Source organism: Archangium violaceum (assembly GCF_016887565.1).
Classification (GTDB): Bacteria; Myxococcota; Myxococcia; order Myxococcales; family Myxococcaceae; genus Archangium; species Archangium violaceum_B.
Map to the genome: position 1 here is coordinate 3331385 of NZ_CP069396.1, position 24110 is coordinate 3355494.

Genomic DNA, 24110 nt, shown 5'->3' on the forward strand with positions numbered 1-24110 from the left:
TCGCAAGGAGGAGGACCTGGCCGCACCGAGGATGTCCATGAGGAAGCTACGAGAGATTCTGAGACTACACCTGGAAATGGGACTGACCGGCAGGGCGATAGCGCGCAGCTGCGGACTGTCACCGAGCACGGTGAGCGATTACCTGGGCCGGATAAAGCTGGCGCGGCTGAACTGGCCACTGCCGGCGGAGCTGGACGATGACGCAGCTCTGGAGCAGCTGCTCTTCCCCGACGAGCACAAGCCGAAGCTCAATCGCCCGGAGCCCGACTTCGCGCGAATCCACGAGGAGCTTCGGCGCAAGCACGTCACCAAGCAATTGCTGTGGCAGGAGTACCGGGAGCAGCACCCGGATGGCTACCAGTACAGCCAGTTCTGCGAGCACTACGCGCGCTGGTGCGCGCAACTGTCGGTGACGATGCGGCAGACGCACCGGGCCGGAGAGAAGGGCTTCGTGGACTTCAGCGGGGATGGGCTCGAGCTGGTGGTGCCCGAGACGGGGGAGAGGCAGAAGGTGAAGCTCTTCCTCTTCGTGCTGGGCGCCAGCAGCTACACCTACGTGGAGCCGGTGCTGGGGGAGGACCTGGCCACGTGGGTGGGCTGCCACAGCCGAGCGCTGGAGTACTTTGGCGGCGTGCCTCAGGTGGTGGTGCCCGACAATCTCAAGGCGGCAGTGCAGCGGCCTGACCGGTACGAGCCGGAGCTCAACCCCACCTACGCGGAGCTGGCCCGGCACTACGGTTTCGCCGTCATTCCCGCGCGCGTGCGCAAGCCGCGAGACAAGGCGAAGGTGGAGGCCGCGGTGCTGCTGGCCGAGAGGTGGATTCTGGCCGTGCTGCGCCACCAGCGCTTCAGCACGTTGCAGCAGGTGCGCGAGGCGGTGCGTCCGTTGCTCGAGAAGCTCAACGAGCGCCCCATGCGCAAGCTGGGCAAGTCGCGGCGGCAGCTCTTCGAGGAGGTGGACCGGCCCGCGCTCAAGCCCCTGCCCGCGGAGCGCTACGAGCTGGCGTGGTGGAAGAAGGCGCGCGTCAACATCGACTACCACATCGAGGTGGACGAGCACCTCTACAGCGTGCCGTACCAGTTAGTGGGCAAGCAGGTGGAAGTACGCGCCACCACGGCGTGCGTCGAAGTCTTCCTCGCAGGCCGTCGCGTCGCCAGCCACCCGCGCGCCAGCGGGCCGCGGCCGACGACGCTGCCCGAGCACATGCCCAGCTCGCACCGCGCCCATGCGCAGTGGACGCCCTCGCGAATACTCGAGTGGGCGGCCAAGGTGGGCCCCTCGACTGCGGCGCTGGCCGAGGAGCTGATGCGTCGGCGCAAACATCCCGAGCAGGGGTTCCGCGCCTGCCTGGGCCTCATCCGCTTGAAGGAGAAGTACGGCCCGGAGCGGTTGGAGCGCGCGTGCGCGCGTGCGCTTCGGCATCGTGCCTGTACCTACGGCAGCGTCGCCGCCATCCTGCGCAACAAGCTGGAAGCCGTGGAGCCGGTGGCCGAGGAGCGCGCCGCGCTGCCCGTCCACGAGAACATCCGCGGCCCTGACTACTACCACTGAGGTGAGAGTCTTCCTCCCCCTCGGGCAGTCCTCGAGCTCTCTGCCCCGGGGGAGCGCGGCGTCGCGCGGTGCGCGCCGCCGCGCGCTATCGCCGAGCTCGCTCACACAGAGGAAAGCCATGCTGATGAAACAGACACTGGAGAAGCTCAAGGCGATGAAGCTGCTGGGGATGGCCAGCTACCTGGAGGGGTGGCTGGACGTGCCTCCCACGCAGGACGTCAGCGCGTCCGAGTTGCTCGGGCTGCTGGTGGACGCCGAGTGGACGCAGCGAGAGAACCGCAAGCTCTCCCTGCGGTTGAAGAACGCGAAGCTGCGGCAGCCGGCATGCGTGGAGGACATCGACTACGCCCACGCCCGAGGGCTGACGAGGGCCCAGGTGGTGGAGCTGGCCTCGTGCCGCTGGGTGGCCGCCCACCAGAACGTCCTGCTCACCGGGCCGACGGGAATGGGCAAGAGCTACCTGGCGTGCGCGCTGGGCAACAAGGCGTGCCGCGAAGGCTACACGGTGGTGTACCGCAGGGCCTCCCGGCTCTACGACGAGCTGGCCCAGGCGCGGGCCGATGGCACCTGGCGCACGGTGCTGCAGCGCTTGTCCAAGGCGCACGTCTTCATCCTCGACGACTTCGGCTTGGAGCCACTGACGGCCAACGAGCGAAGGGACCTGCTCGAAGTCTTGGAGGACCGGTGTGGAACTGCTTCCACCGTCATCACCTCCCAGCTCGATCCCAAGCAATGGCACGCGCTCATCGGTGATGCGACCGTCGCCGACGCCATCCTCGACCGGGTGGTCCACAACGCCCACCGCATCAAGCTGATGGGCGAGTCCATCCGCAAGCAGCATGGAAAGTTGACGACCGAGCCGAAGCCGGAGAAGTGAGGGGCACCAGCGTCGCTCCGCTCCGATGATCGGCTTCGTCCGGAACAGGTGATCGGCTTCGTCCGGAACGAGTGATCGCGATGGCCGGAATACGCACCGTGAGCGCCGCGTCGTCGTCGAGTTGCGGCGGCAGCGGCCAGCTCGTCAGCTTCGCCGCCTTGGCCCGGTACAGGTAGCGATTCACCGTGCCCACGCCGATTCCCAGGCTCCGGGCAATCTCCCGCACCGACAGCTTCAGCTCCAACCTCTGTCTCAACAACTCTCTGAGCTTACGCATGGACAGCCTCTCTGCCGCCATCAACACCTCCTTGGGGGGAGGTCAGAGGCGGCGGCTCGTCCAGCACCGTCAACGCTCCACTGGGTTTCCCATCCCGCCACCTACTTCCAGGGTGCGTTCCACTTGCCCGGAATCGGTGTTCCACATGGCCGGAATGGGCGTTCCACATGCTCCGGAATCAGTGTTCCACTTCCCCCGGAATCGGTGTTCCACATGGTCCGGTGCACGCACTGATGGCCTCTACTCCGTGCGCGGGGTGGCTGAGTACTTCAACGTCACCAGGTGGATAGTGTACTACTGGATAAAAGAGGGCTGGCTCAAGGGTGTCGAGGGCGGTGGGATGGGGCGCTGCTGGTGGTTCAAGCTGGATAGCCAGACAATCAAGCGCCTGACTGATGCCAGGTCCCGAGGGTACGGGCCAGGCGGGCGTAGTCATTCCCAGAGCCGTCTCCGAGAAGAGGGGCATTATGCATAGCGCACCCAGTCCCTGCCTGTCGTTCTCGTGAAGGTGCGTGTTGGCGTGCAGGGAGAAGCCCTCCATGAAGGCGCATCGGGGCTGCTTGCTGGGAGGGGGCCGTACGTCTACCTCCGTCCAGCGCAGCCGCTGCTGCAGCGAGTGTGCCTGGTAGGCCTGCAGCGAGTCCTCGGGCCCTTGCGCGGGCAGGGCCCCTCTTTTCTCCAGCAGGCGCAGAACCCGGTGGCGCACCACCCTCAGCAGCTGCTCCACCTCACCTTGCGTGGGTGGCGGCAACGCCTCGAAGCGCACGCCGCCCTCCCCCGGCACGAAGACGCCGTCCGGTACCAGCGAGTGGAAGTGCGGCGTTACCTGCAAGGCGGAGCCGAAGAACTGGATGAACGACACGGCCCCGACCTGCCCACCCCGCAGACCCTGCCGCCGTGCCCTCCGCCGCTGCAGGGCGAACACCGCGCGCAGGAAGACGGTGAGGACCTCCGAGAGCAGTCCCACGTCCTTGAGCAGCACCCACCGCACCCGATGCGGAAAGGACAGCGTCCACTGACGGTAGGGCACGTGAGGCAGCACCCGCTCCACCAGGTGCACCGCTGTCACCTGCGCGCGCTTCGCGTTGCAGGAGGGACACACCCCTCGGCCCTTGCATGAGAAGGCGACGAGCAGCTCGTCCTTGCAACTCTCGCAGCGTACCCGCTCGAAGCCGTGCGCCAGCACGCCGCACTCCTGGTACCGGGCGAAGTCCCGCTCCACGTACCGGGGCAGGCCGCGCCCCACCTCGCTCGCCTCCTCCAGCAGCGTGGCCAGGTTGTCCCTCACCGCCTCGTACAGCACCGTCCCCTCCGGCCGCCTCCGCCGGTACGCCCACCCGCGCTCCTCCACCCGCCCCTCCCCAGCCACACCTCGCCAGGGCACACGCTACTGTCCGCCTCCCACGGACCTCCGTGGAGCCCCTGCCTGCTGGTGGGGTTCGGGGCCTACGAGAGCAAGAGGCGTAGGAGGGTCGCAGCTCGCGCCGGATTGCCCCCTTCCAGGGCCTCCAGGGCCGCTGTGACGTGCCTTGCTACATTGCTACAGCAGACCCGCGCTGGAGCGCTCTCAACACAGCTCGGCATGGGGCAGGGGGCGGCGTAAGCGGCTGGAACTCCTACGAAAACCACCCTCAAACGTTCTGGAATGCTCTCGCCGAATGCCTCCGGCGGCGGGTTCGATTCCCGCCGCTTCCTTGCAGAGCAACCCGCTTGGCCCCGGCTCCATCCCGCAGAGGGAACGGAAAAGGGCCCGGAATCGACTGGCGATTCCAGGCCCTTGTATTGCCGTGCCCGCCCATCCACAGCGCCTGCGCTTCAGACGTGGTTTTACTTCCTCAAACAGACGAAACTGACGTTACGGGACGTTGAACTGTATCCGGTGGCACCAAACCCCGTCAGATACCCGTGTTGCATGCAGTAATCGCGGATCGCCCTGTTACAAGAAAGCGACACGAGTTCGGATGGAGTGCAATTCGAGTTGAGCGCCGTGAGAACAGAGATATCCGTCGTTAGAACGACCGCTCCAGGACCCGGAGGGCCTTGTGGACCGGTGTCGCCTTTGTCTCCCTTGGGTCCCGGAGAACCCTGTGGTCCAGTGGAGCCCTGCGGGCCGGGATCGCCCTTGGGGCCCTGAGTGCCCAGCGTCACATTGAAAGAATCATTCTGTTCAATGTTGGGGCCGATCGACATCGTCAGCAGGTAGGAACCGGCTTCCAAGAACGCTAGAGGCACGGAGATGATGACCTTAGAGGTGTCGTAAGTCACGACCCCCACTCCAGTTCCCATGAATTGGACGACGGGCGGAATACCGGAGGCAGTACCGAAGTTCCGGCCGTGGATGGTCATCTGGCTCAAGGCGTAGTTCACCTCCACCTTCGTGATGACCAACTGCGTCTGCCAATCCTGCGCCTGTGCCGGAACCGAGAGTCCCGCCATCACGCTAGTCAGCACGCCCAGGCTTGTGGTCATGGGCGACATGCGCAGGCGGGCAGCCAACGTCCTACTCTTGAAGAGCCTCATCATGAGTTGAGTTTGTCTTTTTGAAGTGTGAATTTGCGAAGTGCGCGAAGGCTCTGTCGCTGGCACCCACCTTACAATAAAAGCCCTGTTTTTAAAGCGGCGACACCGGCCAAAGGTGCAGGTTGGCCGCTTCTCGAACGAGCAATTGAACGAGAGGCGAGCAGTCCCAGGTGGGCTCGGTGCTCTCTCCTTTGCCTTCACTCCGCGCGAGTAGCCGGAAGCGCCTGTGCTCCCGGCATACCCTGGAATTTGATGGTCCATAGCCTGCTCAGCAGGCAGGTAGACGCAAGTCATTGCGCTTGCTAGCGATACTGCCCAGTAGTGGAACTGGCGGGCTATACAAAGTGCGTGGAATCGAGAGCATTGCTGACCACCAGCATGGCCACTCACCGCGCCACCATCAATACCACCCGGCTCCCTCCCTGGTTTTGATGCTCGCGCCCTGCTTCCTGCGCCCAGGACGCCGTCAATGGATCGAGGAAGGGCAGATGCGCGCGGATTCATGTTGCATGTATGTCGCAAGAGCCTGCGGAATGACCTGGAACGGGGCGGGACAGAGGGGGACGCGGCGGGATGACGACTCCCAAGCATTCCGGGCAGTTACGAGGTAAGGGCGCGATTCTGCTGGGAGTTTCGCACCGCCCGGCGCGGGTTCGATTCCCGCCGCCTCCACTGGAAGTAAAGAGCCCCGGGCGCCATCAGGCGACCCGGGGTTTTCTTTTTCCGCTGAAGCCGCCAGCGGCAGCCGGGCGAGCTGGCCTCGCTCGTGGCGCTGCACCTGGAGCTTCGCCACCTCGGCGCAGAGGGCCTCCCACGGGAACGTGGTGTAGAGGTCGATGGTGTTGCCGCTCTTGCGCGGGGTGTGCGTACAGAGCTCAAGGATGTCCTTCCGGGCACCGTCCGTGCGGGCCAGGGAGATCATGGTCCGGCGCAGGTCGTGGCCCCGCCGGTGCCGCAGGCCTAGCGCCTCCATGTCCTTCACCAGCCGCTTGTAGGAGTGGTGGTCCGTCCGCATCCCGCCGAACTCCACGCGGGGGCCACGGTTGGTCGGTCGGGGCATGGGCACCACGAGGTCTTCGGGTGTTGGTGAGCGGCCCATCGAGGCAGGGCCGTCAGGTACGCCAACACCCGGCGCCTGCCTCCACACCAGTCACTGGTGAAGACATCCAACGCGAACGTCCTGCGCAGCAGCCCCGCCCAGTCTACTGGCGGCGTCCTCTCCTTCCTCCGCTCCTGCCTCGCTCCTGCCTCAGGCGCCACGCTCGCCTCCTCTGCTCCTACCTGGGGGCGCGTCACGCTCCTCTCCTGCGCTCCTGCTTGTGGGAGCAGCCGTGCGTGAGGGGCTCGATGCGCTCGACTTCGAGGGCAGGCAGCGGCTGGTACGCCTGCTCATCGAGCGCGTGGTGGTGGCGGGCGAGCACGTCACCATCGAGCACGCTGTCCCCCTCTCCGGTCGGTTTTGTCGTTTGCGGAAAAACGTCCGTGGAAGTGTTCGCCTGCGTGAGGTGTGGAGGCAGGCGGAGTGTTCGACCTTGAGTGCCTATCTCTCGCGATGGCGGAGCTGACGTTCAACCCCCACGCGGGGCTGCGTCCAGCGGGTCAGGGGGGATCGGGCCCGACGTGGGTTCCTCGAGTCCGCTATCTCGGCTTCTCGATGGGGCTCGATGCTGTCGCGACATCACCCTGGCAGGAGGCCAGACCTCACACGCTCCACCGCCGCAAGAACGAGCGGAGGAGCTCATTGAACGCGCCGGGAAGGTGGAGCGGCACGTAATGACCGCCGTGCTCGAATTCGTGATACTGCGCCCGCGGGATCTCTCGTTCCATGTGGCGGCCGTATCGCGGCACGGCGAGCGTGTCCTCACGTCCCTGGACCACGAGCGTGGGCGCCTTGATTCCAGCGATGCGATCGGCCGCATCGAAACGCAGGACCTCGGCCAGGTAGTCGAAGCTGCGCTCATAGCCCGCGTCGCGCTGCGATGCTTCGAGCGCCATGGTGCGGCGCGCGAGCGTCGAGGGAGCCTCTTCGGGCGTTGTCCGCCGGAGATCCGCGAGCAGCCTCCGCATCATGTCCTCCATGTTCCGGACGCTGTCCTCCTCCTCGAGGCGAGAGGTCGTATTGACCAAGGCGAGCGAGCGGACGCGGTGGGGCAGCGCGAGCGAAAACTCCTGCGCGACCATCCCGCCCAGGGACCATCCCACGATGTGCACGGCCTCGTGGACGCCGAGCCCATCGAGAACGGCGGCGACCCGCCTCGCGATCCGCGCCGGCGACAGCGAGCCGTGGGGCGCCGTGCTCCGACCATAACCCGGGTGGTTCGGGACGATGACCCGAAAGTCACGCCGGAGCTCTTCGATCTGGAACACCCAGATCGGGATTGACGCCATGATGGGGGGGAGCAGCACGAGCGGAGCGCCCGTGCCCGCGCACAGGACGTCGATGATTTCTCCAGAGGAGAGCGTGACCATGAAGGCTTCGAGGGGAGTGCCCGAGCCCACGCTCGCCCCAGGGACGGGCGTGATGTTCACGTCGCGCTCGACCCGCTCGACCGAGAGCGCCGGCTCCTCTTCCTCGGCCTTGCGTGACGCTGCGGCGCCGTCGTCGACCTCGTCCGGAGAGGGCCGCGTGAGCGTCGCCTGACGGATTCCGAGGAGCAGGTTCGTCAACGTGCTCAAGGTGAGAGTCTGGCGGGATGCATCGGGTCGCAGGGCCATCTGTGCGGACATCGTGACGCCGAATGTTTGCTCTGCTCGTCGAAGCATCTGGAGATACATCAGCGAGTCGACACCGACGCTCTGGAGAGAGCGGTCGGAATCGATTCCTGCATCGTCGCGCAAGGTCACCTGGCGAAAGATGCCGCGGATGAGCCGCTCGACCGTGGCCGGATCGTCTAGGTTCTGCTCTTCGTGGCTCGCTGTCAGCGCCCGGCTCCTCACGAGCAGCGGGTTGGAGGCTTTGGGCAGCGTCACCTGGTTTGTCCGATAGAGCGGTTCAGGGCGCGAGGCGAGGGCGCTCCGGAGCCGCTCCTTCGAGGCGGGTGTGGCGCGGAGGGCGTCCACGGATGCGACCGGCTCGCCCAATGCGTCGGCGATGGCAAGCGAGACCGTCCCTTCGCCATTGCGGCGAGAAAGGCGCACGCGCAGGCAGGAGGCTCCGGTCGCGCGCAGGGAGACGCCCACCCAGGCGGAGGGGAGCGCCAACTCGCCTGCATCGAGAAGAAGGGAATCGAGCGCGAGCGCGTGAAGGGCAGCGTCGAGCAAGGCTGGATGCAGACCGAAGTGGTCGGCCTGCTGCGCGGCCTCTTCGGAGAGGTGAACCTCGGCAAACAGGTCGTTGCCCTGCTTCCAGGCGGCGCACAGGCCCTGGAAGTCGTGGCCATAGGCGAGACCCGCTTCGGCGAGGCGATCATAGAGGCCGTTCAGGTCGAGCGGGGTGGCTCCCGCCGGCGGCCATGCGCGTAGGTCGAAGGAGGCCGACTCCGTGGTGGCTCCAAGGGTGCCGGTGGCGTGGCGGGTCCATGGAGTGTTGGGCGGGGCGTTCTCGGGCCGGGCGTGGAGGGTCACCGACCTGCGGAAGGCCTCATCCGGGATGCCGACGGAGAGCTGAAGATGGACCGCGCCCTTCGAGGGCAGCACAAGCGGGGACTCCAGGGTGAGCTCCTCGATACGGTCGAGCCCCACGCGGTGGGCGGCGACGAGGGCGAGCTCGACGAAGGCGGTGCCAGGCAGGAGGACCGTATCGAATACCCCGTGTCCGGCAAGCCAGGGGTGGCTTTGCAGCGAGAGACGGCCGGTGAAGAGCAGGCCATCGGCATCAGCGAAGGGAACGGCGGCGCCGAGAAGCGGATGCTCGGCGGAGACAAGGCCGGCGGAGGCCACGTCGGCGCTGCCGGCCTTGGGAGCGTCGAGCCAGTAGCGCTCGCGCTGGAAGGCGTAGGTGGGCAGCTCGATCCGACGTGCGCCGAAGGGGGCGAAGAAGGCCTTCCAATCGAGCTCGTGTCCGCGGGCGTGCAGGCCCCCCAGGGCGGCGGTGAGCGTTTCAACCTCGGGACGGTCATTGCGGAGGGCGGGCAAGAAGAGAGCGCGGGCCTGGGCCTCGTCGGACAGGCAGTCGTGGGCCATGGCGCAAAGCACGCCATGAGGTCCGAGTTCGAGGAAGGTGGTGACGCCTTCGGCCTCGAGGGTGCGCACGCCCTCGAGAAAGCGGACGGCGTGGCGCACGTGATGTACCCAGGTTTCGGGCGAGCCGAGCTCCTCGGCGCTGGCACGCTTTCCAGTGATGTTGGAGACGATGGGAATGCGCGGCGGATGGAAGGTGAGCCCCTCGACGACGTGTCGAAACGCGTTCAGCATTCCATCCATGCGAGGGGAGTGGGGGGCGTGGCTGATCCGCAGACGCGTGGTCTTGCGGCCGAGGGCTTTCACCTGCCTTGTGACCTCGATCACGGCCTCTTCGTCCCCCGCCACCACGGTGGACAAGGGGCCGTTGAGCGCGGCGATAGCGACGTGGGCCTCGCGTCCGACGAGCAGGGGCGCGACCTCGGCCGCGGAGGCCTGGAGCGAGACCATGGCGCCGCCCTGGGGAAGGGCCTGCATCAGGCGAGCGCGTGCGACGACGAGGGTGCAGGCGTCTTCGAGCGACAGCACGCCGGCGACGTGGGCGGCCACGAGCTCGCCGATGGAGTGGCCGAGCAACAGATCGGGCTTGACTCCCCAGCTTTCCGTGAGCCGGAAGAGGGCCACCTCCAGGGCGAAGAGGGCAGTCTGGGTGAAGGCGGTCTGGTGGAGCAGGGCGGCATCTTCCGAGCCTTCGGTTGCAAACAGGATGGGACGCAGGGGCCGCTCGAGCTGCGCATCGAGATGGCCGCAGACGATGTCGAGGGCATCGCGGAAGATGGGGAAAGCATCGTAGAGCGCCCGGCCCATGCCGGGATGCTGACTTCCCTGTCCGGTAAAGAGCAGAGCGAGCTTGCCCTGGGCCTTGGCTTCGTCGAGCACCACGTTGACAGCGGAGCTGCCCTGAGCGATGGCGCCGAGCGCCTCGAGAAGGGCTGCGCGGCCCTTCGCGACTACCACCGCGCGTCGTTCGAAGTGCGTTCGCGTGAGCGCGAGCGAACAGGCCACGTCCGCCAGCCCGAGGTCCGGATGGGCCTCGAGGTGTGCCCGCAGCCGCTCGGCCTGCGCCCGCAAGGCCGCTTCGGTCTTGCCCGATACGAGCAACGGCAGCGCCGCGGGCACCTCGGTTCGTGCTGCCTGTTCGGAAGAGCCCGGAGTGGGCCCGTCCTCGGAGGATGGCCAGAGCTCCGGGAACGCCGCTCCGGACGGCCGCTCTGCCGGGTAGAGCTGCCGCCAGGCCACCTGCTGGCCGCGGGTGTAGAGGATCCCCAGGGAATCGAGGAGCACCGCCCGTCCTGGCTCCTCGCGGCGCATCGAGGGCAGCGCGAGCCCAGGTTGGACGATGGGGCTCCGGTCGGAGCCGGCATGCGCGAGGCATTGCTCGACGGCCCGCGCGAGGACCGGATGAGGATTGACGTCGAGGAAGACGTCATGCCCGCTGCCGGTGAGCCGCTCGATCGTCTCCGCGAAGAGCACCGGCTCCCGGAGGTTGTTGCACCAGTAGTCGGCGTCGAGCTCCGAACCCTCCAGGCGATGGCCCGTGACGGTCGAGTAGAACGGCACTGGGGCGCAGCGGGGTCGTATCCCTTCCAGGGCCGAGCGGAGCTCCGGCAGGAGAGGATCCATTTGCGGACAATGCGCCGCAACATCGACGTTGATCCTCCTGGCGTACACGCCCGAGCGTCCGAGCTCGGAGAGGAGCTCGTCGATCGTGGCCGGATCGCCCGAGATCACGACGGAGCTCGGGCTCATGCTCCCCGCGACGGAGACCTTGTCCTCTCGCTCCAGGAGGGTGCGCCGCGCCTCCTTCAAAGACAGCTCGACGAGCGCCATGGTACCGCGGCCGGCGGTGCGCTTCTGGAGCCGACTCCAGACGCAGATGATGCGCGCGGCGTCCTCCAGGCTCATACAGCCGGCGACGGTAGCCGCGGCGATCTCGCCCATGCTTTGCCCGACGACGGCCGCCGGCTCCACGCCCCAGGACCGCCAGAGGGCCGCGAGGCTGACCTGGACGGCGAAGATTGCGGGCTGGACCCACGCAATGTCCTCGAGCCATGTCGCGTCGCCCGAGAGCAGCGCGTCCAGCAACGATCCGCCGAGGTGGGGACGCATCACCCGATCGCACCGCTCGATCGACGCGCGGAAGGCAGGCTCGCGTAGCAGGTCCGCGCCCATGCGGCGCCATTGAGACCCCTGCCCGCCGAACACGAAGACGGGGCCGAGGCGCCCCCGGCGGGCAATGCCTGCCACCGCACCCGGGAGCGGGCGATCCTGCAGCAGACCGTCGAGCCGCGCGGCGAGGTCGTCCCGCGTGCGCGCCGTGACGGCGATCCTCTGGTCTCCTTCGCCCGCGTGAGGGGCCGCGGCAGCGCAGAGCTCCGGGAGCGAGAGAGGTCGAGAGCCATCCAGGCAAAGGTCCCTCACCCTGGCCGCGAGCTGCCGGAGACGCTCGCCGTCCATCGAGGCGAGGGGCACCAGACAAGCGCTCTCCAGCCGAGCGCCCTCGAGGACGACATGACAGTTCGTCCCGCCGAAGCCAAAGGAGCTCACGCCCGACAGGGCCCTTCCATCTCGTTCGGGCCAAGGCTCCCTGGAGGTCGGGATCTTCAGGTGGAGGGCGTCGAACGCGATGTACGGGTTCGGGATCTCGAAATGGAGGTTCGGCGGAACTGTCCGGTTCTTCAGCGCGAGGGCCGTCTTGATGAGCCCCGCGATCCCTGCCGCGGTTTCGAGGTGGCCGATGTTCGTCTTCACCGACCCCAGGAGTAGCGGCCTATCAGCGGGCCGGCCTGCACCCAGCACGGCCCCGAGGGCGCTGGCCTCGATCGGATCGCCGAGCACGGTCCCTGTCCCGTGCGCCTCGACGTACTGGACGTCCCGCGGGTCGACGCCCGCGTTCGCATACGCGTCCCGGAGCACGAGCTCTTGCGCAGCGGGGCTCGGCGCGGTCAGGCCGTTGCTGAAGCCATCATTGTTGATCGCGCTCCCGAGGACGAGGCCATCGATGCGATCGCCGTCCGAAAGGGCACGGGACAGGAGCTTCAAGACCACCACGCCCCCGCCCTCGCCGCGGCCATAGCCGTTCGCGCGGGCGTCGAAGGCCTTCGAGCGGCCGTCGGGGGCCAGAGCCCCGAGCTTGGCCATCGCGACCATGCTCTCGGGCCCGCTCATGAGGCTCACGCCGCCCGCGAGCGCGAGCGTGGCCTCCCCGAGGAGCAGGCTTTGACGGGCGTAGTGGACCGCGACCAGCGCGGACGAACAGGCGGTGTTGATGGCGACGCTCGGGCCGCGCAGGCCGAGCGTGTACGAGACGCGCGCGGGAATGATGCTGAGATCCTGCCCTGTGGCGCTGTGCTGCGTGAGGCGAGCGAGGGAGCTGCCAGACAGCCTGGCATAGTCTTGCCACATCGCGCCGAAGAACACTCCGGTCCTGCTGTCTTTGAGAGAGCGCGGCGGGACGCCCGCGTCTTCGAGAGCCTCCCAGGAGAGCTCGAGCATCAGGCGCTGCTGGGGATCCATCTCGGTGGCCTCTCGCGGAGAGATGCCGAAGAACGTCGGGTCGAAGCGGTCGATCCCCTCGATGAAGCCACCCCAGCGCGTGCCCACCTTGCCGGGCGCGAGGGGATCGGGATCGTAGAGCACGTCGGTATCCCACCGGTCAGGGGGCACCTCGGTGATCGCGTCTACCCCGGACTCCAGGAGTCTCCAGTAGCTGTCCAGGTCCGGCGCCCCGGGGAACCGGCAGGCCATCCCGACGATCGCGATGGGCTCGTTCTGCGTGGGACTGCGTTCGGCACGTTCGGCGCGTCCGGGCACAAAAGCCTCGAGATCGCTCGCCCCACCGGCCAGGTGACGCGCCAGCGCCTTTGGGGTCGGGTGTTGCCACACCAGGACGGGCGACAGGGGGCGCCCGAGCGCCTGCGCCAGGTCCGCGAGCATGCCTGTCGCGCCCTGCGAATCGAGACCATAACGATTGAATCGTTCACGGACATCGATGGATCGCGGCTCGATGCGCAGCCGCTCCGCGAGAAGGGATGCGATCAAGGTGCGGAGGTCATCCTCCGTCAGCGCTGGCAGCCGCGGATGGGTCAGCTTGTTGGTCATTTCGAGGTGTTCGCCTGCGTGAGATGTGGATGCAGGCGGAGTATAGTTGCCAGTCCTCCCATTCGCCCTCTGCGTACAGCCGAGGGCGGATGAGGCATCGAGCCGAGCCATGGTTCCGTCTCCCATGGGCCGACACCTTGGCTGTCGGGGCATTGGCGGCGCCATGACGTCGCACCACCCTCGGGGAGTCCTTGCCATGTGAAGTGGCACAACCCGCCCTCGCGCTGGACCGCCAGCGAGGGACACCTCACCCTCGAGACGGGCGACCAGACGGACTTCTGGCGCGAGACCCACTACGGCTTCATCCGCGACAGCGGGCACTTCTTCCACCAGGAGGTGGAGGGCGATTTCACCGCGACGATCCGGTTCTCGGGAGAGTACCGGGCGCTGTACGACCAGGCCGGGTTGATGGTCCGGTTGGACGAGCGCCACTGGATCAAGGCCGGCATCGAGTACACCGATGGAGTGCAACACCTCAGCGTGGTGGTGACGCGAGGGTTCTCCGACTGATGGGCGAGCGCGGGGCGCGCCAGATTCAGCGCGCGACGAACCTCGCGGCGGCCGGCGGCGAGCTCAAGTAGCGCCGCGCCGCTTCTCCGGAGGGCCGTCCCCTCGCAGTCCCCGGAGCACGCCATGACCAGCCCTCAGCCCCCGTCGCGCACCCTCACCGCCGCGCAGTCGGTCATCATCGAGCGCTTCAGCAGCTTCCTCGATGCGGAGCGCGCCCGGGCTGCCGACATCGAGGCCTTGCGCAACATCGTCGCCATGGGCTTGCGGCACTTCGTCCACCCGGACAACTCCGCCATCGCGTTCGAGTTGATGGCGCTCGCGGCCGAGGCCGTGGGCGAGGAGCTGACGCCCGCGGGCATCTGGGAGTCCGGGGCGCGAGGCGAGCTGTGGCTCCACCACGCCGTCGCCTTCCGCGCCGCCCTGGCGAACCCGGACGCGCCGGAGCCGACGAACCCGCGCCGCGCCGGGCACCTGGGCTTCACCGCCTACAACGACGAGCCCGGTCCCCACGGCCCGTGGAAGACGTTCAACGGCCGCGCCGTCCTCGGATGGGATGACCTCGGTGAGCCCACGCGGGCCCGGTGGGTGGCGGCGGGGCGAGCGGAGCGTGACAAAGCGCTCGAGATGGCGGCGTACCGGGCGAACCGCGCCCTCGTGGACGCGGGCATCAAGGACACGGACGTGCGCGCCCTCGTCGCAGGCGCCATCCTCTCGGCGCTCTCGTCCGCGCAGGACTCGGCGTCCGCGAGCCGCAACGGCTGATGCGCCGCTTCTCCTGGGGGAACCCTCTTCCCAGGAGTGCCCATGTCTCCCTCCAGCAGTGCCTCTTCGCTTCCCACGCGGTCGCTGTTCCTCGTCCACGCCTTCGAGCAGATGGGGGCCACGACGTTGTGGGGAGCGAAGGGGAAGCGTGACCCCTCGACGGGTGAGCGCCTAATCCCTCGGACCCCGAGCACGTGGCGTATAGGCAGGATAGAGGCCGTGTTGAGGGAGAGGGCTGGTGCAGAGGGGCCGAGGAGGGCCGCTGACGGGTGCCGGCCGAGCTGTGAGCCAGGCCGGAGCAAAAGCGGCGCAGCCCCTGGGGGTACACGCCGGCCGAGGCCGCCCACCCAGGAGGTGCGCGGTAGGGGCTCTTCTGGCTGGGGCGGCGTGAGCCTCAACACCACGAGGCCTGGGGTGGCCCTCGCGCCGGGGCCAGGCGCGCACCTGCCGTGGGCAGGCCCAGGTGCTTCAGAATCGCGCGCACGCCTCCCGCCTCCTTCATGTACGCCAACACCCGCCGCCTGCCTCCACACCTCACGCAGGCGAATACGTCGAAGTCGAATGTCCTCCTGAGCACCGCCGCCCAGTCCACTCCCGACGTCCTCTCCTTCATCGGCTCCTTGCTGGCCGCTGCCTCAGGCGCCACGCTCGCCCCCTCCTCTTCTGCTTGGGGGAGCCGAGCCGGTGAGGTTGAACGGCGACGAGTTCAAGGAGGCCGTGGCGAAGCGTGCCTGGGAGATTCGGCCCTCCGCTCGGCCCCAGGAAGCCGCCCGGAAGTTGTTCGAGGTCGAGGCGCGGAGTGGTTCGTACACGTACGAGACACGCAGCCGCCGCGTCACTCCGCTCGGGCCGGACGAACATCTGGAGGGGGCACCACCGGCGGCGGCGGTGGAGTTGACGCGCGACTATCTGCGCTGGTGCGAGCGCACCGGCAGGCCCGGAGACTGTCTCCGCCTGCTGACGGAGAGCCCCATCGTCAACGGGGACGGCCGTTTCGCCCTGGCCCTGGCCCTTGCCAAGGGCGCCGTGCTCGACGAGATGCTGGAGGCGTTCAAGGACATGGCCGATCCACACGCCATGGTGGCGGCGGTTCTCTGGACTTGGACCACGTACATGGTCCTCATCTCGATTCCCGACGTGACGGTCTCGAAGGGTCTCGCGGCGGTGATGACCGCCACCCTTATCTCCTACGTGGGCGTCGACACCTTCTGGGGCCTCGTCGTGGGCTTCAAGCGGCTGATGGACGAGGCGGATCGGGCCGCCACGTTCAACGAGCTGCGCGAGGCCGGGGAGCGGTACGGCAAGATGATGGGCCGCAACGCGGCGCGTGCGTTCGCCATGCTGGCCATGGTGGCTCTCGGCAACACGGCGCCGGGGTTGGCGGCGAAGGTGCCGACGCTGCCCGGTGCGATGCAGGCGGCGGCGCAGGCGGAGACGCAGGTGGGTATCCGCCTCGCGGCAGCGGGGGAGGTGGAGACGGTTGCCGTGAGTGCCGAGACCATCACCATCGCACTTGCTCCGGGCGCCGTGGCGATGTCGGCTCAGGGGTCGGGTGCCACGAGCGCTCCGCTCCCGGCTTCGAGAGCACCCTCAAGATCAATAATAGGTTCGGGGGGATTGCGAACCTGACCATTCGCTGGTTCAAGTACACGGACGGTCAAATCACCATCAACACCGCTTTCATTCCCCCATGACGGACCATCTCGAATATCTGGCGAAGCGAGTGCTGGAGACAGGAGGAGCAGAGACAGAGCGGGCCTTCCGCGATGCGCTCCGTCACATCTCCGACCCTGCTGTGCTCCGGGTGCTTGCAGGAAAGTTCTACGCTGAGCCCGAGGTATCGGTGCCCACCTATGAACGACTCCTGGAGCTGATGCCCAAGGACGTGCTCACACGGGTTGAACTCGGATTCATCTATTTCCTCATGGGAGAAGACGGCGAGGCGCGTCGGCAGCTCGGCATGGCCCAGGCGTTGGACCCGGAGCACGTGCAGGTTCTCACCTTGGCGGCAGCGTTGGCACGTGAGCCAGCCGAGAAGGTGCGGCTCTACCGCCGCATTCTCCAGAAAGAACCGCTGAACGAGATTGCACGCGGCAAGCTTCGTGAGATGGGGGAAACGCCGTAGTTCTTGGCCTGGAGGCCGTAATGGGGCAGACGGATTCCAAGAAGAAGCTCGGGCGCTTCGCTGCCGACTGCCGACAATGAAGCACATGGAGGAGCAACCCAGGCCAAGAAGGCTGCGCGCCCGTTGCTTCTTCTTCTCCTCCTGCCTCGCCTCTTCCGGCCCTGACTCGGGACCCGCTTGAGGGAGAACCTTCAGGCCCACCATCTGCGCCGCGCTCGGCATCACGCTCAGCGGTTGAGCGTCCCGTCACCCCGGCCCCGCTCCGCTCGGGAACAGCTTGAGCCTGCCCCAGTAGACCGGACGATGGCCAGGAGGAAGAACCTACCTGGACCGGCACGGCAACACCCGTTGGCAACTGGAGCGGATACACAACGTGAGGCCCTCGCCGAGCTGGTGGCCCGCTTCCTCGCCCACCTTCCTCATCACGCCCGCCCAGGATGCGACGCCGGGCCTCAAGCTCCTCCCTGCCAGTCCCGAGTCAGAAGCAGGAGTCCTCCGGGCGCAGGTGCTCACGAGTGAGTGGCAGCCCGGAGGGGGCAACTCCCTGCTTCAACAGCAACGTCTGATAGACGCGAAGCCCGCTCCGCTGGAACTCCCGCGCGAAGCCAGCGAGGTAGGCCCGGAAGGCGCGGTAGCGGCGAGCCCCCACGAGCTGCTCCACACGCTCCGCGTTCCGCTCCAGCCGGTGCAGCCAATGGCGAAGGGTGTAGAGGTAATGATCACTCAGGCTCTCGACATCGCGGATATCGAACCCGGCGCTCTCCACGTTCGACAGCATCGTCCCTAGTGAAGACAAACCGGCCTCCGGAAAGATGAATTCCTGGATGAACTCCCCATGGCCGCGGAAATTCGCCAATGGTGAGCAGACAATTCCCTGGTTGAGGAACAGCCCGCCTTGTCGAAGCAGGGACGAGACCCTCTGGAAGAAGTCCTGCTGGAATGACTCGCCGACATGCTCGACGACCCCGACCGCCGCGATCTTGTCAAACCGCCCTGGCCCATCAAGGTCACGGAAGTCCTGGACCTTGATGTGGCAACGATCCGAGACGCCATGCTCCGCCGCCAGCTGCCTGGCGCGAGCCGCCTGGAGCTCGCTCAGAGTCGTCCCAAGGACCTCCGCACCATAGTGCTTCGCAGCGTACACGGAAAACGCCCCCCAGCCACACCCCAGGTCGAGGAGCCGATCGCCGGGACGCAGGAGCAGCTTGCGGCAGATGTGGTCCAATTTTCGCACCTGAGCGCTCTCAAGACTCTCGTCTGGAGAGCTGAAGTAGGCGCAGGTGTAGAGCAACTTGTCATCGAGCCAGAGCCGCCAGAATTCGAGCGGCAGGTCATAGTGATAGTTCACGGCCTCGCGGGTGCGCTCCTTGGAGGCGGCAAGCTCCCGCAGCGGAAGCCTGGCACTGCCGTCCTGGAGTGGTCCTCGCGGTTGGACCAACAGGCGCTCGATGCAACCAATCGCCGCCTCCATGTTGCCCTCGACGTCCAGGTCACCTTCGACATACGCCTGTCCGAGTGCGCGCACGTCCCGTAGGCGCAGCGTCCGCGAAGCGGCTTGTGCATCCTTGAAGACAAGCGTGAAATGGTGCTGCTGCCCGGGACTGGGCTCCAGGAGGGTATCCATCCCCAGTCTCACTGCGAAGTCCCGTGGGCCCCCTAGCGCAAGCAACGTATCAAGGGCGGCGCGCAACTGGGCATCTCCATGAAACTCGGTCATGGACTGGGTGGAATCCATCGCTTCCTCCTGGAATGTGGACCTTGCCGGGCGAGCATCACGCCTGCCGGACCTGCCCGTAGCCTCGCGTCTTGGCGATAATCTCGTTCATGATCTCGCTCGTGCCACCCCCAATGGGAAGGACGCGTACGTCACGATAGAGACGCTCCACGCGTGTCTCGCGCATGTAGCCCATCCCGCCAAAGAGCTGCACGGCTTCGTAACAAACATCCTGCGCCACCTGACTCGAGAAATTCTTTGCCTCGCAGACCTGCTCGATGACGCTGCCGCCTCTGCGAACATTATCGGCTACGACGTAGTTGAAGCACTTGGCGGCCCGCATCAGCGTGGCCATATGCGCCAGCTTGTGGCGAACCACCTGAGAGGCCAGCAATGGACCACCAAACGCGGAGCGCTCCTGCGCATAGCGCTCCGCATCGGTCAATGCCACCTCGGCGCTGGCATGTCCATAGGCAGCGAGGATCAGCCGCTCCATCTGGAAGTTGAGCATCGTGGCCTTGAAGCCGCTGCCCTCGTCGCCCAGCCGGTTTTCAACGGGGACCTGGCAGTCCTCGAAGGAGAGTGTGGCCGTGTCACTCGCTCGCCACCCCATCTTCTTGAGTGCGCGCGAGATGCTGAACCCCCGCGTGCCCTTCTCCACGACGAAGAAAGTGAGTCCCCGGTGCGGCTCGTTGCTGGTGCGGGCCAGGACACAGACGAGATCGGCCCGACTCCCACCGGTGATGAAGGTCTTGGAGCCGTTGAGCACATAGTGCTCTCCATCTCGAACGGCCCTGGTACGAATCGCCGCGACGTCGGACCCGGCGTGTGGTTCGGTGATGGCGAGCGCGATGAGTTTCCGCCCCGCCAGCACGGGAGGGATGAAGCGCTGCTTCTGTGCCTCCGTGCCGAGATGGAGGATGGGGGGGAGCGCGATGTCCAGGCTGTTCAGGCTGGCGAGCACCCCCGTGCACCCGCCCCACATGAGTGCTTCGATCTGCAGCAGCACGTGGAAGACGTCACCTCCCGCACCACCATAGGCTGGGGGAAAGTTCACCCCGAGGAACCCCGCGGCACCCGCTTTCTCGTAGAGCTCACGAGGAAACCCCTCTTCCTCATCCCACTGAAACGCATGGGGCGCTATCTCCGCCTCCGCGAACTTTCGGCAGTTCGCGTAGAACTGGCGATGGGTGTCTTCGAGAAAGGAGTCCAATAAAACGTCCGACATGTCCGCCTCGTGCCTGGCTTTCCTCTCAATGTTCCCTGCCAGCGTGAAGCTGTTGGCAGGTGCGGTAGAGTTCCGCCACCTCTGGGACCAGCTCGTACCCCATGAGTACCCGGCCAATTTTTTCACCCGGGTCGAGGATTGCTGGTAGCTCCCTCGCTACGTCCACGATGTGAGCACCGTACCTGCGGGCCACTACCAGGCAATACAGATAGTGGACCACCGAGATCGGCCGGTGCGGATCCTCGAGCGCTATATACTGGGCTTGCAGGAACGCGGCTTGAATGGAACGGTGCTCGGGAAGGAGCCGTGCGCCCTCCTCCGTCTGCGTACACATCATCAGCAGGGCCTCCCGCTGAGCGTCCTCTTGCATACCCAGCCGGGGCCAGGGGACGTTGGGGGGACGTGTCCCGAATCGCTGAGCATAGGCCTTCGCGTAACACCAGACGATGCTCGCGAGCACCGGACTGACCGCGACCCCAGGCTTCGGGGAGAGGTAGGTGTCGAAGACGGGCAGCAACTGCATGCGCAGATCTTGAGCCGACGAGTCGTCATCGCGTAACGCGCGGTAGCCGAGTCCGTTCAGGGCAATGCATCGGGCTACAGGTGTCCATTCGTCGAGCGAGTTGACGAGGAGCTCGATGGCGGGGCCGTCCATCGGGACGCGAGAGCTGGTCATCAGTGCACAGAAATTGGCCGTGATCAGGTGGGAGCGGGTCTCCTTCGCCTGCTGGAGTACCTTCCGCACCAGCTCTCTCTGGACCTGCTTGCCTTCCCCACAGAGCAGCTCGCCCGCGGTCTTGCACATCCGCGGCGTGTAGCCGATGTGCCGCAGCTCGTTTACGAACCCGGTACTGATGCACTGCGCGAGGTAGCGCGCGGCGAGGAAGTCTTGCCACTCGCGATGCATAAACCTGGCCCGATCGTGCCCGGTGGGGATGAAGACGCTGCGGCTGAACAACGCCCGGCAGGTCCTCTCCTGGAGGACCAGCCGGAAGCCCTGGAGCTGCACGGACAGGGATTCGTTGGACGTACTGCGGATGTACTCGCTCCACCGCTGGCAAACGCGCTGCGCCTCATCCCTCAGTGCGCCAATGGACATTTCGCCATGGAGCCCCATATAGAAGATGGAGCCCACCAGGGTGAGAGCATCCAGCCACTGCTCGACATCGGTGAGTTGATAGCCGTCGCCGGGCAGCTCGTTGAGATGGCTCTTCTCGATGATGGCCAGCAGAACCTGCCGTATGATCTCCGCCTGGGTCGGTGTCGAGCGTTCGTCGACGAGCCGGGACGCGCGCTGCCCGAGCCACGCCAGAACGAGAGGGGTCAGGAGCAGTTTTCGCGCGCCTGGATTCTGGATGTGCTTGAGCACGCTCCCCACGCCGGGAAAGCGCTCGCAGGCTTGTTCGACGGTGAGCGGAAGGATCTCCAGGATGTGGTCTGTATCACTGGCAAGCGCACGCAGCCCAGGCTGGCTGCTACGGACGCCCAGGACGAAAGACAGCCCCGCATTGTCCGCGAACTCGCGGGACAGCCAGTGGAGCATCTCCCGGATGTCCGAGATACCAAGGGCCTGGTTGTTGGCGAGGAATTCGTCGACCCCGTCGAACAGGAGGGCCGTGGGAAGCGTGGCGAGCCGCCGCTCCAGCCACTCGGGTCCGACCGCTCCCGGGAAGGTCAGCTGGTTGCTCACCCATTCGCACCATCGCTGGCTCAGAACGTTGAACAAGAGCTGCCCCCGCTTCACCGAATCCACCGCGAGGATGGTACGGATCTCCTCGGGACTCAGGCTCTCCTGTTGCATCGGAAGGATGAGCGGCAGGATGTGGCTTGCCTTCAAGTCTTGTAGGAACTCGAGTGCCAGCCGGCGTCCCACCGCTCTGAAGGTGATCGACTTGCCAACGCCCGCATTTCCGGTCACCACGATTCGGGGAGGCACGCTTGCTCGTGTCCGGATGAGCTTCAACAACCGCTCGCACACCTCCTGTTGTGTTCCGGAGATGGCGTAGTCGACGGTGGGCGGCGTGCCGTCCCGGGTGTCTCGTCCCCTCTCCGTCTCCATCTCCCCGATGAGCGTCTGGATGTGTACCGCGCGATCCAGGTCGAAGCATCGAGCAATGACCTCCGATGCCACCACCAGATCCGATTGCGCCATATAGGCGGGAAAGCTCACCGTATTGCAGATGGCATCCAGCAGGCTCTCCATCGGCGTCAAGGGTCGGACGTCGCTCTCGGACAACCCACTGGGAGGCCGTCTCCGCAAGTGCTCCTGCAGGTTGAGCACCTCGAGAGTGGGCCAAGGCAGCCGTGCCTGCTCCATCGCCTGGGCCCACTGCGTGTACTCCGTTTCGAGCACCCGCAGGTACCTGCGCCGCGCGGTGGCGCCAGGCGAGGGCACCGCCGATGGAGCGCCAGGGCCAGCCGGCTCCCTGGAGTTGGGTTCCGCCACGTCGACGAGCTGCCGTGCCCAGGATGAAACGAGCTTGCGCAAGTCGATGGGGCCTCCGTCCACACGTAATGCCTCCAGCAACCCAGCACAGTCGCGCCGGAGCATCGTCTTCGTCACGATGCAGCCCAGACCCTTGGTGATGAAGAGGAGGTTCACGCCGTGAGGAAACGCGGTCCGAAGCGTGTCGCGCAACTGGTCCGCTGCCGTCTCGATGTCCCGGCGCCGCGCAGCGCGCAACGCGGAGCGCACGAAGAGAATGTCCGTCTCGACTCCCAACCGGCGGAGCAACAACTCTGGCAGTTGGCTCCAATCATCCGCCTCGGAAGCGGCCAGCATGAATACAATGGCGAACCGGGAAATCTGGACGGCCCCCGGTGAAGGCTGTGCATGGTGGTAGAGGAGAGATCCATCTCCCGAGGAGGACCAGAATGGCTGCTGTGCCAGGGCGCCAGGATCGGACTCCATCCCCTGGACCTGCGGGGTTACGAACGCGGGAGTCGCGGACACTCGGGAGACCTCGAGGCGGCCCGAGAACGGACGCTCGCCATCGGAACGCATCCGCCGCAGGAGCTTCTCGAGCTGGAATGCGAGTTCGTCTGCCGTCTGGTATCGCTTGCTCCGGTCCTTGCTCATGGAACGGAGCACCACCTGGGAGAGGCTGGCCGGCAGGTCTGGACGGGAGATGCTCAACTGGGGGGACGGCGCGTCGGAGAGGACCTGATCCCGGACGGAGGCGACATCCGAGCTGGAGAAAGGAAGCCGCCCCGCCAGCATCTGGTACAGGATGACGCCCAGGCTCCATATGTCGGTACGCGCATCCACCGGCTCTCCCCGCCACTGCTCGGGAGCCATATAGACTGCTGTTCCCGCGATTGGCAGAACAGGCGGCCCGACGCTCCGCCCTCTGTCCTGCGGAACGTGTGAGCTCCCAGAAGGGGCTTGGGCCAGGAGGGCCAGACCAAAGTCGAGAATCTTCACCGGCTCATGGTCGGGCAGGAAGATGTTCTGGGGCTTGAGGTCGCGGTGGAACACCCCCTGCTGGTGAGCGTGCACCAGCCCTTTTGCCACCTGTAACGCGATGTCGAGCGCGTCCGTTGCCGGGAGCTGCCGCTTCCGCCGTGCGTTCAGGAGCTCCCAGAGCGAATGGCCCTGAAGGTACTCCATGACGATGAAGGGCGGGTCGTGTGAGTCGTCGAACTCGAAGATCTGAACGATGTTGCCGTGCCTCAGACGAGCAATGGCCCGGGCTTCGTGATGAAAGAGCGCCTTGAGCTCTTGTGAGGACAGGCCGCCGAAAGGCACGAAGAACTTGATCGCCACGTCACGGAAGAGCTTCGAGTCCCTTGCGCGGAAGACCCTTCCCATCCCTCCAGCGCCGATCTCCTCCAGCAGTTCGAACTTACCACCGAGACCCACTCGCGCTGGCAGCTTCTCATGGACAGGGGGCGGTTGTACTCCGGTTGCCGGCGATGCGACGGCCTTGAGCAAGGAATCCTCGATGCTGGAGGACACATCGCGCTCGTCCAAGCCCCTCACCTTGATGGGAATGCCCTCGGTCGAAGGAGACTCACCGACGGGCTCCCGCTCCTCATACGGATCCGGCATGACCGGGCTCCCTGTGGTTGGCCGGAAATTCATCAAAGTGGCCCGCCCAAACGCCTGCTTGTCGATTCAACGCCCCCTTCAGGAAAACTTGGGGTTCGTGCCACGCAGCGCGCAACCCATGCAGGAAGAAGGGCAGCCATGCGACTGGCATGCCGCCTCTCCCAGCGTCACACTCTTGATGCGAGCACCCACCTGATGCCCCTGGTCTCCTGGTGCAGCGTCCATCGTCTCCCCTCTACGAGAGAGATGAACGAAGGACACCTTGTGATGGGCG

Annotated in this window: 15 protein-coding genes and 1 pseudogene; 6 read left to right on the plus strand and 10 right to left on the minus strand. The window is 66.3% G+C overall.

The genetic code is table 11. The features are described 5' to 3' along the window. Positions 1-37: 37 nt before the first annotated feature. Entirely contained in the window at positions 38-1552 is a 1515-nt protein-coding gene (istA, locus tag JRI60_RS13920; protein ID WP_204219789.1) for an IS21 family transposase, read from the plus strand. A gap of 118 nt (positions 1553-1670) precedes the next feature. After that, complete coding sequence (istB, locus tag JRI60_RS13925) at positions 1671-2429, plus strand: IS21-like element helper ATPase IstB (protein ID WP_204219788.1); 759 nt, start codon at positions 1671-1673, stop codon at positions 2427-2429. On the opposite strand, the gene JRI60_RS55105 is transcribed toward istB, so the two are convergent. The 6 genes from JRI60_RS55105 to JRI60_RS13955 all read right to left on the minus strand — a co-directional run bounded on the left by JRI60_RS55105 (position 2359) and on the right by JRI60_RS13955 (position 13446). Further along, entirely contained in the window at positions 2359-2727 is a 369-nt protein-coding gene (locus JRI60_RS55105; protein WP_204226326.1) for a sigma factor-like helix-turn-helix DNA-binding protein, read from the minus strand. The genes istB and JRI60_RS55105 overlap by 71 nt on opposite strands. A gap of 157 nt (positions 2728-2884) precedes the next feature. Then, positions 2885-4009 carry a transposase zinc-binding domain-containing protein gene (locus JRI60_RS13935; protein WP_204226327.1) on the minus strand — a complete coding sequence of 375 codons (1125 nt, stop codon included), beginning with the start codon at positions 4007-4009 and terminating at the stop codon, positions 2885-2887. Between the two features lie 524 nt (positions 4010-4533). Further along, positions 4534-5229, minus strand: a complete 696-nt coding sequence (locus JRI60_RS54480; protein ID WP_204226328.1) for a collagen-like triple helix repeat-containing protein — start codon at positions 5227-5229, stop codon at positions 4534-4536. 463 nt (positions 5230-5692) lie between these two features. Next, positions 5693-6241, minus strand: a complete 549-nt coding sequence (locus tag JRI60_RS13945) for a hypothetical protein (RefSeq protein WP_204226329.1) — start codon at positions 6239-6241, stop codon at positions 5693-5695. A 277-nt stretch (positions 6242-6518) separates the two neighbouring features. Next, positions 6519-6662 (minus strand): hypothetical protein, encoded by a 144-nt coding sequence (locus JRI60_RS13950; protein ID WP_204226330.1) that lies wholly within the window; start codon positions 6660-6662, stop codon positions 6519-6521. A gap of 265 nt (positions 6663-6927) precedes the next feature. Further along, positions 6928-13446 (minus strand): type I polyketide synthase, encoded by a 6519-nt coding sequence (locus JRI60_RS13955; RefSeq protein ID WP_204226331.1) that lies wholly within the window; start codon positions 13444-13446, stop codon positions 6928-6930. Positions 13447-13644: 198 nt separating this feature from the next. On the opposite strand from JRI60_RS13955, the gene JRI60_RS13960 reads away from it, so the two are divergent. Continuing rightward, positions 13645-13956, plus strand: coding sequence for a DUF1349 domain-containing protein (locus tag JRI60_RS13960; protein WP_204226332.1), 312 nt, complete (start codon positions 13645-13647; stop codon positions 13954-13956). A gap of 123 nt (positions 13957-14079) precedes the next feature. After that, positions 14080-14718, plus strand: a complete 639-nt coding sequence (locus tag JRI60_RS13965; RefSeq protein WP_204226333.1) for a hypothetical protein — start codon at positions 14080-14082, stop codon at positions 14716-14718. A 394-nt stretch (positions 14719-15112) separates the two neighbouring features. Here the strand turns inward: JRI60_RS13965 and JRI60_RS13970 are convergent, their stop codons facing one another. Then, on the minus strand, positions 15113-15364 hold the full coding sequence (locus JRI60_RS13970) for an ATP-dependent helicase HrpA (protein ID WP_239470507.1): 252 nt from the start codon (positions 15362-15364) through the stop codon (positions 15113-15115). A 26-nt stretch (positions 15365-15390) separates the two neighbouring features. Here JRI60_RS13970 and sitA5 point away from each other — a divergent pair. Both sitA5 and JRI60_RS13980 read left to right on the plus strand, forming a co-directional pair. Next, positions 15391-16287: pseudogene (gene sitA5 / locus JRI60_RS13975) on the plus strand (SitA5 family polymorphic toxin); the annotation flags it as partial. Positions 16288-16408: 121 nt separating this feature from the next. After that, positions 16409-16843, plus strand: coding sequence for a tetratricopeptide repeat protein (locus JRI60_RS13980; protein WP_204226334.1), 435 nt, complete (start codon positions 16409-16411; stop codon positions 16841-16843). A gap of 478 nt (positions 16844-17321) precedes the next feature. Here JRI60_RS13980 and JRI60_RS13985 read toward each other — a convergent pair whose 3' ends face one another. Genes JRI60_RS13985 through JRI60_RS13995 form a run of 3 tightly spaced genes read right to left on the minus strand, consistent with a single transcriptional unit; the run spans position 17322 to position 23836 of the window. Further along, positions 17322-18578, minus strand: coding sequence for an SAM-dependent methyltransferase (locus JRI60_RS13985; protein ID WP_204226335.1), 1257 nt, complete (start codon positions 18576-18578; stop codon positions 17322-17324). 37 nt (positions 18579-18615) lie between these two features. Continuing rightward, positions 18616-19785, minus strand: a complete 1170-nt coding sequence (locus JRI60_RS13990) for an acyl-CoA dehydrogenase family protein (protein ID WP_204226336.1) — start codon at positions 19783-19785, stop codon at positions 18616-18618. Between the two features lie 25 nt (positions 19786-19810). Next, the gene (locus tag JRI60_RS13995; RefSeq protein WP_204226337.1) at positions 19811-23836 is read right to left on the minus strand and encodes a protein kinase domain-containing protein; all 4026 of its coding nucleotides are present in this window, start codon (positions 23834-23836) and stop codon (positions 19811-19813) included. Between the last annotated feature and the right edge of the window lie 274 nt (positions 23837-24110).